The organism is Ruegeria sp. TASC047, from assembly GCF_059612445.1.
In genome coordinates, this window is record NZ_JBXWQP010000028.1 from 130,565 (window position 1) to 146,118 (window position 15,554).

14 protein-coding genes are annotated in these 15,554 nt (G+C 58.2%); 8 read left to right on the top strand and 6 right to left on the bottom strand.

All coding sequences use genetic code 11. The features are described from left to right. Nucleotides 1–28: 28 nt before the first annotated feature. Both dnaJ and dnaK read right to left on the bottom strand, forming a co-directional pair. Nucleotides 29–1,174, bottom strand: a complete 1,146-nt coding sequence (gene dnaJ / locus AC2FLO_RS07455; protein WP_496753241.1) for a molecular chaperone DnaJ — start codon at nt 1,172–1,174, stop codon at nt 29–31. A 74-nt stretch (nt 1,175–1,248) separates the two neighbouring features. Continuing rightward, nucleotides 1,249–3,156: a molecular chaperone DnaK gene (dnaK, locus tag AC2FLO_RS07460; protein WP_496753242.1), complete on the bottom strand. Its 1,908-nt coding sequence runs from the start codon at nt 3,154–3,156 to the stop codon at nt 1,249–1,251. Nucleotides 3,157–3,368: 212 nt separating this feature from the next. Between dnaK and AC2FLO_RS07465 the strand changes: the two genes are divergently transcribed. Beyond that, the gene (locus AC2FLO_RS07465) at nt 3,369–3,971 is read left to right on the top strand and encodes an alpha-ketoglutarate-dependent dioxygenase AlkB family protein (RefSeq protein ID WP_496753243.1); all 603 of its coding nucleotides are present in this window, start codon (nt 3,369–3,371) and stop codon (nt 3,969–3,971) included. Here the strand turns inward: AC2FLO_RS07465 and AC2FLO_RS07470 are convergent. After that, a complete protein-coding gene (locus AC2FLO_RS07470) occupies nt 3,968–4,792 on the bottom strand; it encodes an ABC transporter permease (RefSeq protein ID WP_267364436.1) in 825 nt (274 codons plus the stop codon). The genes AC2FLO_RS07465 and AC2FLO_RS07470 overlap by 4 nt on opposite strands. A 122-nt stretch (nt 4,793–4,914) precedes the next feature. Between AC2FLO_RS07470 and cysQ the strand changes: the two genes are divergently transcribed. From cysQ to AC2FLO_RS07505, 7 genes are all read left to right on the top strand, one after another. After that, nucleotides 4,915–5,712, top strand: a complete 798-nt coding sequence (gene cysQ, locus AC2FLO_RS07475) for a 3'(2'),5'-bisphosphate nucleotidase CysQ (RefSeq protein ID WP_496753244.1) — start codon at nt 4,915–4,917, stop codon at nt 5,710–5,712. Beyond that, nucleotides 5,712–6,512, top strand: a complete 801-nt coding sequence (locus tag AC2FLO_RS07480; RefSeq protein ID WP_496753245.1) for a 3-deoxy-manno-octulosonate cytidylyltransferase family protein — start codon at nt 5,712–5,714, stop codon at nt 6,510–6,512. Before cysQ ends, AC2FLO_RS07480 begins: the two co-directional genes overlap by 1 nt. Nucleotides 6,513–6,583: 71 nt before the next feature. Then, the gene (galE, locus tag AC2FLO_RS07485; protein ID WP_480586975.1) at nt 6,584–7,567 is read left to right on the top strand and encodes a UDP-glucose 4-epimerase GalE; all 984 of its coding nucleotides are present in this window, start codon (nt 6,584–6,586) and stop codon (nt 7,565–7,567) included. 7 nt (nt 7,568–7,574) lie between these two features. Continuing rightward, a complete protein-coding gene (locus tag AC2FLO_RS07490; RefSeq protein WP_496804281.1) occupies nt 7,575–8,618 on the top strand; it encodes a glycosyltransferase family 2 protein in 1,044 nt (347 codons plus the stop codon). Between the two features lie 186 nt (nt 8,619–8,804). After that, a complete protein-coding gene (locus AC2FLO_RS07495; protein ID WP_496753247.1) occupies nt 8,805–9,791 on the top strand; it encodes a glycosyltransferase family 2 protein in 987 nt (328 codons plus the stop codon). Next, nucleotides 9,788–11,488, top strand: coding sequence for a DUF5927 domain-containing protein (locus tag AC2FLO_RS07500; protein WP_496753248.1), 1,701 nt, complete (start codon nt 9,788–9,790; stop codon nt 11,486–11,488). Before AC2FLO_RS07495 ends, AC2FLO_RS07500 begins: the two co-directional genes overlap by 4 nt. A gap of 6 nt (nt 11,489–11,494) precedes the next feature. Continuing rightward, a complete protein-coding gene (locus tag AC2FLO_RS07505) occupies nt 11,495–12,946 on the top strand; it encodes a nodulation protein NodH (protein ID WP_480586983.1) in 1,452 nt (483 codons plus the stop codon). Here the strand turns inward: AC2FLO_RS07505 and AC2FLO_RS07510 are convergent. Genes AC2FLO_RS07510 through AC2FLO_RS07520 form a run of 3 tightly spaced genes read right to left on the bottom strand, consistent with a single transcriptional unit; the run spans nt 12,930 to nt 15,544 of the window. Beyond that, entirely contained in the window at nt 12,930–13,448 is a 519-nt protein-coding gene (locus AC2FLO_RS07510; RefSeq protein ID WP_496753249.1) for a L,D-transpeptidase family protein, read from the bottom strand. The genes AC2FLO_RS07505 and AC2FLO_RS07510 overlap by 17 nt on opposite strands. A gap of 59 nt (nt 13,449–13,507) precedes the next feature. After that, nucleotides 13,508–14,293, bottom strand: a complete 786-nt coding sequence (locus tag AC2FLO_RS07515) for an ion transporter (protein WP_496753250.1) — start codon at nt 14,291–14,293, stop codon at nt 13,508–13,510. A gap of 21 nt (nt 14,294–14,314) precedes the next feature. Beyond that, nucleotides 14,315–15,544 carry a class I SAM-dependent RNA methyltransferase gene (locus AC2FLO_RS07520; protein WP_496753251.1) on the bottom strand — a complete coding sequence of 410 codons (1,230 nt, stop codon included), beginning with the start codon at nt 15,542–15,544 and terminating at the stop codon, nt 14,315–14,317. Nucleotides 15,545–15,554: the final 10 nt, after the last annotated feature.

Below are 15,554 nucleotides of genomic sequence, written 5' to 3' on the forward strand. Positions count from 1 at the left end.
GGGGGCAGAGCCCCCGTAACCCTGGTTGTCAGCTTTTCATGCCGTCCCAGAAGGATTTGACGGATGAGAAAAAGCTTTTTGATTCCGGGTGGTTGTCTTCGCCCAGGTCATCAAACTCGCGCAGCAGTTCTTTTTGGCGGCTGGTCAGGTTGACCGGGGTTTCGACGGCCAGTTCGATGAACATGTCCCCAACACCGCCGCCACGCAGCGCGGGCATGCCTTTGCCGCGCAGGCGCATTTGCCGGCCCGACTGGCTGCCAGCCGGAATCTGCACCCGCCCACGCCCGCCATCGATTGTCGGAACCTCGATCGATCCACCCAGCGCGGCCTTGGCCATGCTGACCGGTACGCGGCAATAGAGGTTCACGCTGTCGCGTTCGAACAATTTGTGATCAGACACTTCCACAAAGATGTAGAGGTCGCCCGGAGGGCCACCGCGCATTCCGGCCTCGCCTTCACCTGCCAGACGAATACGGGTACCGGTTTCGACACCAGCGGGGATGTTGACCGACAAGGCGCGATCTTTTTCGACGCGGCCTGCGCCCTTACAGGATTTGCAGGGGTTCTTGATGATCTGACCCAGACCCGAGCAGGTGGGGCAGGTTCGTTCGACCGTAAAGAAGCCCTGTTGCGTCCGTACCTTGCCCATGCCGGAACAGGTGGGGCAGGTTGTCGGCTCGACCCCGCCTTCTGCACCGGTTCCTTCGCAGGAAGAACATGCCACGGCTGTCGGTACATTGATGGTTTTCTGCTGGCCCGAGAACGCCTCTTCCAGCGATACGCGCAGGTTATAGCGCAGGTCCGAGCCGCGCGCAGCGCGTCGACCGCCACCGCCACGTTGCCCACCCATGAAATCGCCGAACAGGTCATCGAACACATCCGAGAACGCGCTGGAGAAATCGCCCTGTCCAAAGCCGCCACCAGGCCGACCACCACCACCCATGCCGTTTTCGAAGGCGGCGTGGCCAAAGCGGTCATAGGCCGCCTTTTTGTCGGCATCGCGCAGCACGTCATAAGCCTCGTTGGCTTCCTTGAACTGCGCCTCGGCATCCGGGTTATCCTTGTTGCGGTCCGGATGCAGCTCTTTGGCTTTCGTGCGAAAGCCTTTCTTGATCTCATCCGCCGAAGCGCCCTTGGACACGCCGAGCACTTCGTAATAGTCGCGTTTTGACATCAGTATTTCCTTCTGCCTCAACGTAAATAGGCCGGCCCGGTATCCGGACCGGCCTACATTGGCACGGTCACCCGTTAGTTACGCTTGTCGTCGTCCAGATCTTCGAACTCGGCATCGACGATATCGTCTTCACCTGGTGCGGCATCTGCTGCGGCAGGCTCGTCCTCGGCCTCTTCGGACTGCGCCTTGTAAATGGCCTCACCCAGCTTCATCGCTGCTTCGGTGACGTTCTGGATGCCAGACTTGATCTTGTCGGCATTGTCGGTTTCCAGCTCGTCCTTGAGTGCGGCGATGGCCAGCTCGATGGCTTCGATCGTGGTCGGGTCGACCTTGTCGGCATGCTCTTCCATCGACTTTTCGGTCGAGTGGATGAGGCTTTCCGCCTGGTTCTTGGCGTCGACCAGCTCGCGGCGTTCCTTGTCGGCTTCCGCGTTCTCTTCGGCGTCCTTGACCATCTTTTCGATGTCTTCGTCGGACAGACCGCCTGATGCCTGGATGGTGATCTTCTGTTCCTTGCCGGTACCTTTGTCCTTGGCCGAAACCGAGACAATGCCGTTGGCGTCGATGTCGAAGGTCACCTCGATCTGGGGCATGCCACGCGGTGCGGGCGGGATGTCTTCGAGGTTGAACTGACCGAGGATTTTGTTGTCCGCAGCCATTTCACGCTCGCCCTGGAACACGCGGATGGTCACGGCGTTCTGGTTGTCCTCGGCGGTCGAGAAGACCTGAGACTTTTTCGTCGGGATCGTGGTGTTGCGGTCGATCAGGCGGGTGAACACGCCACCCAGCGTCTCGATGCCCAGCGACAGCGGGGTCACGTCCAGCAGAACCACATCCTTGACATCGCCCTGCAGAACACCGGCCTGAATGGCGGCACCCATGGCAACCACTTCGTCCGGGTTCACACCCTTGTGCGGCTCTTTGCCGAAGAACTTCGTGACCTCTTCGATCACTTTCGGCATCCGGGTCATACCACCGACCAGAACAACCTCGTCCACGTCAGCAGCCGACAGACCGGCGTCTTTCAGAGCAGCCTGGCACGGCTTCATCGACTTCTTGATCAGATCACCGACCAGGGATTCCAGCTTGGCACGGGTCAGTTTCATGACCATGTGCAGTGGCTGACCGTTGGAACCCATCGAGATGAACGGCTGGTTGATCTCGGTCTGCGAGGTCGAGCTGAGTTCGATCTTGGCTTTTTCGGCGGCTTCTTTCAGACGCTGCAAGGCCATCTTGTCAGCAGACAGATCGACACCGTGTTCCTTTTTGAACTCATCCGCCAGGTAGTTGACGATGCGCATGTCAAAGTCTTCACCACCCAGGAAGGTGTCGCCGTTGGTCGATTTGACCTCGAACAGGCCGTCGTCAATTTCCAGAATGGTCACGTCGAAGGTACCGCCACCAAGGTCATAGACTGCGATGGTTTGGGTTTCCTGCTTGTCCAGACCATAGGCCAGAGCGGCAGCTGTCGGTTCGTTGATGATCCGCAGCACTTCCAGACCGGCGATTTTACCGGCGTCTTTGGTGGCCTGACGCTGTGCGTCGTTGAAGTATGCGGGAACGGTGATGACCGCCTGCGTGACTTCCTCACCCAGATAGCTTTCCGCAGTTTCCTTCATCTTACCCAGAGTGAAGGCCGAAATCTGGCTTGGGGAGTATTTTTCACCGCGGGCCTGAACCCACGCGTCGCCATTGCCGCCATCGACGATAGCGTACGGCACCATTTTCTTGTCTTTTTCGACTTCGGCATCATCCACACGGCGACCGATCAGACGCTTGACGCCAAAGATCGTGTTGTCGGGGTTGGTGACCGCCTGACGCTTTGCAGGCTGACCGACCAGTCGCTCATCTTCAGTGAAGGCGACGATCGAGGGCGTGGTCCGCGCCCCTTCGGCGTTTTCAATAACCTTCGGCTGCGAACCGTCCATGATGGCCACGCAAGAGTTGGTGGTCCCGAGGTCAATCCCGATTACTTTTCCCATTTTTGCAATCCCTTTCTCTTCAAGGCGATGTCTCGACGACCGGACCCGTTACGGCATCCCGCCCCCGACCTGATGTGCGCGACAGCACTACCATCGCGCGTCCCGGCGTATATAAGGGCGAGACCAGAGGCCTGCAAGCACCGTAGAACGCAGGTTTTAGGGATTCTGATGCCTTTTTTGGCAAGGAATTGGAAAGGATTGGGGTTTCCGGAATGGCGCGATTGGTTTTGCGGGGGTTCGATATCAGGAAAGGTTATCTTGATCCTGCGGCCCAGTCGCGGGTGATCGCGGATTTGCGCCCGATTCTGAAAGCTGCGCCCCTGTTCCGACCGGTTACTCCTTCGGGCAAGGAGATGTCAGTTCGGATGACCTCGGCAGGCGATCTGGGTTGGGTGACCGACAAGGCGGGGTACCGGTATCAGGATCAGCACCCCAAAGGTGGTGACTGGCCGGAAATCCCCGCCGCCATTCTGGATATCTGGCGCGATCTGGTCAGCACCGAGCGAGCGCCCGATTGCTGTTTGATCAACTACTACGGTGAAGGCGCAAAGATGGGCCTGCACCAGGACAAGGACGAGGCAGATTTTTCATGGCCCGTCCTGTCGGTTTCGCTGGGCGACGATGCCTTGTTTCGGATTGGCAGCACGACGCGCGGCGGCAAGACCGAGTCGATCTGGCTGAGCTCGGGGGATGTGGTCGTCATGGGCGGTCCGGCGCGGCTGGCATATCACGGTGTGGATCGGATCAGGTTCGGATCCTCGCGCCTGCTGCCCAAAAGCGGGCGCATAAATCTTACGCTGCGGGTGGCGCGTTAGCGGCGCGCATTCCAGCTTTTCGACACGTGCTGACGGGTAAAGAACTCACCCATAAGACCGATCATCAACAGGGCGATTCCAACCCAGGCCGCGTATTCCCAGCTGGTGTTTCTTGGATAATAGTTGCGGAACACGAACCCGCGGGTCTGGTCGATGATGTGAAACAGCGGGTTCCAGGCAAACATCATCAACAGCCCGCCACCCAATGCGTTCGCAATGAACATCTTGCCGGAAAACACCATGTTCAGACGGCGATATATATTGGTTAGCATCGAAACGGTCGTCGGGGCCCACGGTTTCAACGCCATGAACACAAGCCCCACCGCGCAGCCGGTAAACCAGGCCAGCACCAGCATTGCGAAGGCGCCGCCGGGGTTCTGCACCTCAAGCGGAGCAACCGCGACACTGTAGACGAACAGGATGATGAACATGGCCAGCAGGAACTTATAGAAAGTGCTGAAGGCCGCAGCGAGAATCGTGACCATTACGTTCATCGGTGAATGCAGCATCATCGGGTTATTGGAGGATCCAACCCCGGAAATCGCGCCAATCGATTGTATGTGCAACATGAACGGGAACACACCCGACAGAACATACAGCAGAAATTCGCCCCTGATTCTGGCGACCCCGCCCCGGCCCATCAGCGACATGAGCAGATAGAAGGTAACCATCATCACCAGCAATTGCACAACGTTAAGCAGGATCGCGATCACCGCATTCGGATGCTGCGCGCGCACGTTGCGCACCACCGCGTGGAACACCAGTTCCGCAGTCGTCAGTGCACCGCCCAGCAGCGTTTGATTGCGCTTGTAATAGAACACTTAAAGGGTCTTTCCTGCCTCGTCGTCCCTAACCTGGCATGAATATCTTGCCGTTCGGTAACCGTCGCATCATAAGTCGGTCACGAGTTTGGATCAACAAACCACAGGAACGGAGCATTTTTGTGACCTACGACGCGCTTATTCCCGTCATCCGGCGTCTGGCCCTTGAGGCAGGCGACAGGATCATGGAAATCTATGAGGCAGACGATTTCGACGTCAAAGTCAAATCAGACTCCAGCCCTGTGACCGAAGCGGATGAGGCAGCCGATGCGCTGATTTCAGCCGGGTTGCGTCAGGCCTTCCCCGATATCCTGCTGGTCACCGAAGAACAGGCCGCCTCGCATTCCGAGAAGGGGGATACCTTTTTGATTGTCGATCCGCTGGATGGCACCAAGGAATTCATCAACCGCCGTGGCGATTTCACCGTCAACATCGCACTGGTCGAGAACGGAACGCCGACACGGGGCGTGGTCTATGCCCCGGCGCGGGGTCGCATGTTCTATACGCAGCCCGATGGTCAGGCGGTCGAGGAAACGGGCGCGTTTGACAAGGATGCACCCGGCACCCTGACCCCAATATCAGTCTCTAACCCGGACAATTCCGCGCTTTTGGTCGTGGCGTCAAAGTCGCACCGGGATCAGGCCACCGAGGATTACATCAACAAGTATCAGGTCAAGGACAGCAAAAGCGCGGGATCGTCTCTCAAGTTCTGTTTGGTTGCGACGGGCGAGGCGGATCTTTATCCGCGGGTCGGGCGCACGATGGAGTGGGACACGGCGGCAGGGCACGCAGTACTGGCCGGGGCCGGAGGCCAGGTTGTGCGATTTGACGATCACGCGCCGCTTCTCTATGGCAAAGAGGGCTATGCGAACCCGTTTTTTATCGCGTACGCTCCGGGTGTTAAGCTGAAGGAGGCCTGATGTCAGTTCTGATCGCCATCCCCGCCCGCTATGCCTCGACCCGCTATCCGGGCAAGCCATTGGTGCCGCTGACCGGCGCGACCGGCGTTTCGATGACACTGATCGAACGGTCCTGGCGGGCAGCCACTTCAGTCGCGGGTGTGGACCGGGTTGTGGTCGCAACCGATGACGACCGCATCCGCGAACTGTCCGAAGGCTTTGGTGCCGAGGTGGTGATGACCTCGGAAAATTGCCAAAACGGCACCGAACGCTGCGCTGAGGCGCACAAGGTTCTGGGCAGCGGATATGACATCGTGGTCAACCTTCAGGGCGATGCACCCCTGACACCGCATTGGTTTGTCGAGGACCTGATCACAGGGCTGCGCGCGGCACCCGACGCTGGCGTGGCCACACCCGTCCTGCGTTGCGACGGTGACGCTTTGAACAGCCTGCTGAATGACCGCAAACATGGCCGTGTTGGCGGAACAACCGCCGTGTTCGGGCGCGACAACAGCGCGATGTATTTCACGAAAGAGGTCGTGCCTTTCACCTCAGAAACCTATGGCGGGGATGAACCCACGCCGGTGTTTCACCATGTCGGCGTCTATGCCTATCGGCCTGATGCGTTGGCGGCCTATCCGGGCTGGCCAACAGGCCCTCTGGAAAAGCTGGAAGGTCTTGAACAGCTCAGGTTCATGGAAAATGGCCGCAGGGTTCTGTGCGTCGAGGTTGACGCCAAGGGCCGTCAGTTCTGGGAGCTGAACAACCCGCAGGACGTGCCCAAGATCGAAGAGATGATGGCGGCGATGGGGCTGGAGTAGCCGGTTTTGCCCATGACGCCCCGCGGTTCCCATATCTCGATGACAGGCAATCTGGTTCCAAAGGACGCTTCATGAAACCAATCCTCGTGACCGGTGGTGCCGGATATATCGGGTCGCATGCCTGCAAGGCGCTTGCGCAGGTGGGCTATGTTCCCGTGACCTACGACAATCTAGTCACCGGTTGGCAGGATGCGGTGAAATACGGGCCGTTTGAACAGGGCGACCTGTTGGACCGGGCACGTCTGGACGAGGTATTTGCCAAACACAAGCCGGTTGCGGTGATGCATTTTGCGGCGCTCAGCCAAGTGGGCGACGCGATGCGGCAGCCCGGTTTGTACTGGTCGAACAATGTGACCGGATCGCTGACGCTGGTCGAGGCTGCGGTTGCGGCGGGCTGTCTGGATTTCGTGTTCTCGTCCACATGCGCCACCTATGGCGAGCATGACAATGTGGTTCTGGACGAAGCCACCGCCCAACACCCGCTGAACGCCTATGGTGCATCAAAGCGCGCGATCGAGGACATCCTGAGGGATTTCGAAGCGGCCCATGGGCTGCGCCATGTCATTTTCCGGTACTTCAACGTTGCTGGTGCCGATCCCGAAGGCGAAGTGGGCGAATTTCACCGGCCTGAAACCCACCTGATCCCCCTGATGCTGGACGCGATTGATGGCAAGCGCGAGGGTTTGACCGTTTTTGGCACCGATTACGATACGCCGGACGGCACATGTATTCGCGACTACGTCCATGTCTGTGATCTGGTCGACGCGCATGTTCTGGGGCTGGGCTGGCTGGAACAGGGTAAAGAAAGCCGTGTTTTCAATCTGGGCACCGGCTCGGGGTTTTCCGTGCTTGAGGTGATTGAGCATTCCAAATCCGTCACCAACCGCCCTGTGCCATATTCGGTCGGCGCCCGACGGGCGGGCGATTGCACCAAGCTGGTGTCCGGTTCCGTCCGCGCCCAAACCGAACTGGGATGGAAGCCGAAAAGGTCAACGTTAGAGACGATGATTGCGGATGCCTGGCGCTGGCATCAGAACGGCCACTACGAGAAATGAGGCCCCGGTGACGTCCAATACGGTTCAGACACTTCCTGATATCGGTTGGCGACAGGAATACCGGTTGCGCTGGAAACGGCGACGCCTTCTTTGGCGCTCGATGCGCAGCCGACATCAACTGACCTGCCTGAAAGATCAGACAAGCAGGATACGGGGCGGCGACGTGCTGGCCTTTACCACCTTGCGCAATGAGATTACCCGCCTGCCGTGGTTCTTCCGTCACTATCGCCGGCTGGGTGTGAACCATTTTCTGATCGTCGACAACGGCAGCGAAGACGGCTCGGCTGAATTTCTGCAGGATCAACCGGATGTGTCCCTTTGGCAGACCCGGTCCAGCTATCGCGGATCACGCTTTGGGCTGGACTGGCTCAGCTGGCTACAGATACGTTACGGCCATGGCCACTGGTGCCTGATGGTCGATGCGGATGAGTTGCTGGTTTATGCCCGGCACGACCGCCATTCCCTGCATGAGCTCACAGAATGGCTGGACCGGCAGGGACGGGCCGGGTTTGGCGCTTTGATGCTGGATCTGTATCCAAAAGGGTCGTTGGGCGAACAAACCTATGACCCGGACACGGACCCGATCGAGGTGCTGAACTGGTTTGACGCAGGCCCGTATCGCGCGCAGCGGCAAAGCCCGATGGGAAACCTGTGGGTTCAGGGCGGCGCACGCGAGCGGGTGTTTTTTGCCCAAACGCAGCAGCGATCCCCCACACTGAACAAGATCCCGTTGATGCGCTGGTCGCGGCGCTATACCTATGTAAACTCGTGCCATTCCGCCCTGCCCCGTCGTCTGAACGCAGTGTATGACGGGCCAAGCGGCGACACCCCTTCCGGCGTGCTGCTGCATACGAAATTTCTGCCGGACATTATTGAAAAATCCAAAACTGAAAAGCTGCGCCGCCAGCATTTTCATGACCCGAACCAGTTCGGCTCGTATTACGATCAGATACTCAGTCAACCAGACATGTGGGCCCCGCACTCAGTGCGCTATACCGGCTGGTCGCAGTTGCTGGAGATGGGGCTGATGCGTGACGGCGGCTGGTCTTGAAAACAAATCGGGGGGGATCAACGGCACCTTTACCATTTCCGGGGTTTAAAAAAGTTGCCTCAGAAGAGGTAGAAGTGGCATAAACCGACAATGCCCTGTCGCAACCAACGGTCGCGGCGGGTTCGGGGAAAGCTCGCGTTATAATAAAGGTTGGGCAGTCGCGTGAGCCTGTTTGAATCATACAAGATGAGATTGCGGCGCAAGCGCCGTATTCTGCGCTGCCTCAGACGTCGGCGCGAACTTAAGCCCGCCAGCAACAACACGTCTGCCATCCGCCGTGACGGTATCCTGTTGATGAGCGTTGTGCGAAACGAGAAAATTCGCCTGCCGTACTTTCTGGAGTATTACCGCAAACTGGGCATCGACCATTTTCTGTTCATCGATAATGACAGCGATGACGGCAGTTTCGAATTCCTGAAACAGCAGTCCGATGTATCGGTCTGGCGGACGACAAGCGGCTATAAACGTGCAAGCTATGGTCTGGACTGGTCGAATTACATTCTGCGCAAATACGCGCATGGACATTGGGTTCTGAGCGTCGACCCGGATGAGTTTTTCATCTACCCCTTCTGCGACACCCGCCCGATCCGCGCCTTGACAGACTGGCTGGACGGAAGTGCCGTGCGCAGCTTTGGCACCATGCTGATCGACATGTACCCCGAAGGGTCTGTGGATGCCGAAACCTATCGCGAGGGGCAGGATCCCTTTGAAATCGCGCGGTGGTTCGACCCGGGGAATTACACGATCACCAAGAACCCCGATTACAAGAACCTGTGGATTCAGGGGGGAGCGCGGGCGCGCGTGTTCTTTCGCGACAAGCCATCCAAAGCCCCGGCACTGAACAAGATCCCCCTGGTCAAATGGGATCGGCGGTATGTCTATGTCAGCTCGACCCACTCGCTTTTGCCCCGCGGGCTGAATCAGGTTTACGACGAATGGGGTGGGGAAAAAGCCAGCGGCTCGTTGCTTCATGCCAAGCTGATCGACACCCTTGGCGACAAGGCGCGTGAAGAATTGCAACGCCGCCAGCATTATAGCGGTTCGGGCGAATACAAAGCCTATGCCGCACAGCTTGAAGACAAGCCCGTATTCTGGTGCGAGTGGTCCGAGGCCTATATCAACTGGCGGCAGCTTGAGATTCTGGGCCTGATGTCAAAGGGAAACTGGGCATGAGCGGTCTGGGCGTCGTCATGCTGGTTCATACCTCGCTGGACCGGGCCGAACAGGTCGCGCGCCATTGGACCGCTGCCGGATGCCCGGTTGTGATCCATGTGGATCGCAAAGTACCGGGTGAAGAATATGCGCGATGTGTTGCGTCCTGTTCGGACAATCCCCGGATCGCATTTTCCGACCGGCATCAATGCGACTGGGGCGGGTGGGGCATCGTTGCCGCCTCACAAACTGCGTCCGAACTGATGCTGGAAGAATTTCCGGAAACGCGCCACATCTTCCTGTCGTCGGGGGCCTGCCTGCCGCTGCGCCCGGTTCAGGAGTTGATTGACTACCTAGCCGACCGGCCCCGTGTCGATTTCATCGAAAGCGCGACAACGTCTGATGTCAGCTGGACAATCGGCGGGTTGGATCATGAACGGTTTACGCTGCGGTTCCCGTTTTCCTGGCGAAAACAGCGCGGATTATTCGACGCATATGTAAAGCTTCAGCGCGCGGTCGGGTTTCGCCGGAAAATCCCCGACGGTTTAGTCCCGCATATGGGCAGCCAGTGGTGGTGCCTGACCCGTCAAACACTGTCTGCCATTTTGCAAGATCCCAAGCGCAAACAATATGACAGCTACTTCCGCCATGTGTGGATCCCGGATGAAAGCTATTTCCAGACATTGGCGCGGCTGTATTCCACACATATCGAGAGCCGATCCCTGACCCTGTCCAAGTTCGACTATCAGGGCCGCCCGCACATCTTCTACGACGATCATCTGCAATTGCTGCGGCGGTCAGACTGTTTTGTTGCCCGCAAGATCTGGCCCCGTGCGGAACGGCTGTATCAGGCGTTTCTGACCGATCAGGCCAGTGCGATGAAACCGGCAGAACCCAACCCCGGCAAGATTGACCGCGTGTTTTCCAAGGCGGTCGAGCGGCGGACGCGGGGGCGTGACGGGCTGTACATGCAAAGCCGGTTTCCCCGGCACGGCAGTGAAAACGGCCTTACCTCGTCACCCTATTCCGTATTTCAGGGCTTTTCCGAACTGTTTGAAGATTTCGAAGAATGGCTGGCTGCGGCCACTGGCACACGCGTGCACGGGCACCTGTTCGGACCCGAGCGTGCAGAATTTGCAAAGGGTGAAACCATTACAAACGGTGCGCTCAGCGATTGTGCTTTGCTGCGGGATTACAATCCAACGGCCTTTCTGTCGAACCTGATCTGGAATACACGCGGCGAACGCCAGTGTTTCCAGTTCAGCCCCCGCGACACACAGGACATCAACTGGTTTCTGGCGCGGGACAAGAATGCGCAAATCTCGGTCATCACCGGGGCCTGGGCGATTCCGCTGTTCCGGTCGAACCTGAATTTTTCGGACATCCGGAGCGAGGCCGCGCGTCTGCAACAGATCGAAACCAAACAGCTTGAGGTTTTGACCTCGGTCTGGACCAAGGCGCGGATGCGCAGCTGGTCGCTGGCCGATTTCCTTGAAGCGCCGATGGAGCCCCTGCAGACAATCCTGGATGAGATTGGCGCGCATCAGTCCAGCCACCTGACAGAAGCGCCCACAATGGTCGACCTGTCCGGCTTCGGGAAGTTCCTGCAAAACCTCAAGAACCAGGGTATGCACCCTTACCTGATGGGCGATTTTCCTTCGGACGATGTGTTCGGCCGTCAGACGAAACCCTATCACAAACCCTATCTGGTGCAGTAATCACCCATGCCAGCCAATTTTGACTACTTCGTTGTTCTGGCTGCCATGCGCACAGGGTCGAACCTGCTTGAGGCCAATCTGAACGCGCTGGAAGGGGTTTCCTGCCATGGCGAAGCCTTCAACCCGCATTTTGCCGGCAACCTGAAGTCCGATACCCTTCTGGGTCTGTCGCTGGAAGACCGCGACGCAGATCCGATGCGGCTGTTGAAGGCAATCAGGTCGGCACCGGGCGACTTGAACGGTTTTCGGTATTTCCAGGACCATGACCCACGCATTCTGAAGCCAGTGCTAAATGATCCGCGCTGTGCCAAGATCATTCTCACACGCAATCCGCTGGACAGTTTTCTGTCCCTGAAGATCGCACGCGCCACGCAGCAATGGCTGCTGAAGAACGTGAAGCGCCGCATCGATGCCCAGGTTGCATTCGACGGCGCTGAGTTTTCTGAGTATCTCGATCAGGTCCACAGCCATCAAAATATGTTGCGGCAGCATTTACAGAAGACCGGTCAGACTGCCTTTTTCATCACCTATGACGACCTGGCCGAGTTGGACGTTCTGAACGGTCTGGCCGCATGGCTGGGGGTTGAGGCGCGGCTGAGCAAGCTGGACGATACTCTGAAACCGCAAAACCCGGCACCTGCCGTATCGAAGGTCACCAACCCCGATGAGATGCAAGACGCTCTGTCCAGGCTGGACAGGTTCGGATTGCACCAGCCCACCCGTTTCGAGCCAAACCGAGGGGCGGCGGTACCGCAATATATTGCCGCAGCCATATCAAATTTGATGTATTTGCCCATTCGCGGCGGAATAGAGCCTGTTATCGCGCAATGGATGGCCGAGCTGGATGGCTGTTCTACGGACGATCTGGTCACAAACCGGAACCGCAAGGAAATCCGCGCCTGGATGCAAGACCACCCCGGGCACCGGAAGTTCACCGTGTTGCGCCACCCGCTGGCACGGGCGCATTCGGCGTTTTGCCAGTATATTCTGGATACCGGGCCGGGCAGTTACAAGATGGTTCGCAATTATCTGCGCAACCGCCTTGACCTGCCGATCCCCGGGCAGGTGCGCGACACCAATTACTCGGTCGAACAGCATCGAGATGCATTTCTGGCTTTCCTTGGATTCCTGCGCATGAATCTCAACGGTCAGACGCCGATCCGCGTTGACGGGACGTGGTGCAGCCAGTCCCGCACGCTGGATGGCATTGCCAGCTTTCTGATGCCGGACCTGATTCTGCGGGAAGAAGAGCTGACCACGGCTCTGCCGGATCTGGCCCGCTCAACAGGCCACTCCAATCCGCCTGCCCCCGGCCGGTGCGTGCCGGATGTACCGTTTTCGCTGGGTCAGATCTATGACGAACAGCTTGAAGCGCTGGCATCCGAGACCTACCAGCGCGACTATGAAATTTTCGGGTTTGGAGCGTGGACGCCTGTGCCCCCTAAGGGCGCAGGGTGATCAGCGTCCCCTGGTTGACCATCGCATAGATTTCTTCGATCTCGTCATTTTTGACCGCGATGCATCCCGCTGTCCAATCCGGTGTTTTCTTGGCGCGTTTGAACTCGGATCTCAGATTTGGCTGCCCGTGAATGAAGATGTCCCCACCCGGATCAACTCCCGCAGCCTTGGCCTTGGCGATATCCTGAGAGTTGGGATACGAAATGCCCAGCGACAGGTGATAGCGGCTGTTGGGGTTGTGGCGATCGATCAGGTAACTTCCTTCGGGCGTGCGGCCGTCTCCGCGTTTGGTTTTTGTACCGTTTGGCGCAAACCCCAGATCCACATCATATTCCTTGAGGACTTTTTCATGGTGCAACAAATAAAGTTTACGCGCGCCCTTGTTGACCACCAGCGAGGTGACCTCGGGCCCATTATAAGTCAGAAAATTTGGACGGGCTGATGCACAAGCCGATAGGCCCAGCGTTGCTACCGCCCCCAATCCGAATGCTCGACGATCCATGTTTCACTGCCTGCTTTGTTTTTTGGGGCTTATTATGCCAAAAAATGCGAAAACTGAAATCACTTTTTGATGTTCAAGTTTCCTGTCAGGTGACGCTCGATGCTCTCCAACCGTTCCAGAACCTCATCACGATACGCGTCTGTTTTGACCTCATCCTCGGCATGATGCGCGTCCTGCATGGAATTCACGATCAGACCCACCAATAGGTTAACCACGGCAAAGGTTGTGACCATGATGAAGGGGACGAAGAACAGCCAGGCATAGGGATAAACCTCCATCACCGGGCGGACGATCCCCATAGACCAGCTTTCCAGCGTCATGATCTGAAACAGTGTATAGGCTGACCGGCCAAGATCGCCGAACCAATCCGGGAAGGTTGCCGAGAACAGCTTGGTCGAGATCACTGCCCCGATATAGAACAGAATTGCCATCAGCAGGAACACACTGGCCATTCCCGGCAGGGCCGAGATGAACCCTTCAACCACCCGGCGCAATCTTGGCGCAACGGAAATCACGCGCAATACCCGCAGGATTCGCAGGGCCCGCAGAACCGAAAGACCTCCGGCGCTGGGAACAAGCGCAATGCCGACGATCAGGAAATCGAAATTGTTCCAGCCATTTGTGAAAAACCTGCGTCCGGTCGCGATCAGTTTCACGGTGATTTCCGCCACAAAGATCGCAAGGCACAGCTTGTCCAGCATCACGATCAGCGGCCCGGCTGATTCCATCAGGGTCGGCGACGTCTCCATCCCCAAAAGCACTGCGTTAAAAATGATGACAGCCGTTATGAATTGCCCGAACACGGGCGCTTCGATGATGTTCAGCAAACACTGTCTGAAACCCATGGGTCGCTTTCTCCTGTTTGATCAAGATGCGGCGTTCAGGGTAAACCGCGCAGCAAGTTCCGTATGTGACGACCATCGAAACTGGTCAACGACCTGCACCCATTCAAGGGTATAGCCAGCGTTAACCAATATTTTTGCATCGCGCGCGAAGGTGACGGGGTTGCACGAGACATAGGCAATCACCGGGCGCCTGGCCTGTGCCAGCTCGGCCACCTGCGCCTCGGCACCGGCACGGGGCGGGTCCAGAACGATTGCGTCAAACGATTTCAGTTCATCCGGCATCAATGGACGACGGAACAGGTCGCGGGCCTCGGTCGTCACGCGTTTCAGACCTTGCGCCCTGCGCCAGCCCTGATCCAGTGCCTGCACCATGTCTGCTGCACCTTCGACCGCGTGAACCTCGGCTTTTTCTGCCAGAGGCAATGAGAATGTGCCGCTGCCCGCAAACAGGTCAACAATCCGTTTCGAACCCCGTGTTGCGTCGGAAACGGCCCGTAATAGAGCCTGTTCTCCGTCCTTGGTCGCCTGAAGGAAGGCACCGGGTGGTGGCGTGACGGCGGCGGCCCCAAAGCGCTGAACTGGAGCGTGGCGCATAGCGATCACTTCACCATCCCAGCTGAGCCGCGCCAGACCATGTTTTTCGGTTTCCTGCGCGAGTGCCAGTTCCAGCGGCCCATCCAAGGGCTTGCCGCCCTTGACGGCCACATCCAGCCCGCCTTCGGACAGGGTGAGCGTGACGGCCAAGACGCCCTTGCGGCTGCCGCCCAGAACCGCCAGCGCCTCGGCTACGGGAATGGCGGAGATCAGGGCCGGGTCAAGCAAACGGCAATCCGGGATTTCGGTGATCGTATCCGATGCACGTCCATGGAACCCGGCCAATGTGCCTTTCTTGGTCCGCCTGACGGCAATCGTGGCGCGTCGGCGTGAGTGTTCGGGAGATGTGTGTATCGGACGCATCGGCGCCTCAACCCCCTGCGCGGACAGGGCGTTGCGGACAATGCTCAGCTTCCAGTCGGCGACAAACGCGTCGGAGGCGTGTTGCAGCTGACAGCCACCGCAGGCTTTGTAATGGCGGCACGGGGCTTTCACCCGGACATCAGACGGTACTTCGACGCGGATATCGGTCAGCACCTGATCAACAAGGGTGCCGCTGACAACCTCACCCGGAAGGGTGCGCGGAGCGTAAACGGGCCCATCAGCGATGCCGTCGCCCTGATGGCCGAGCCGGGTGATTGTGTATTTCTGCGTCATGAGGGGCCTG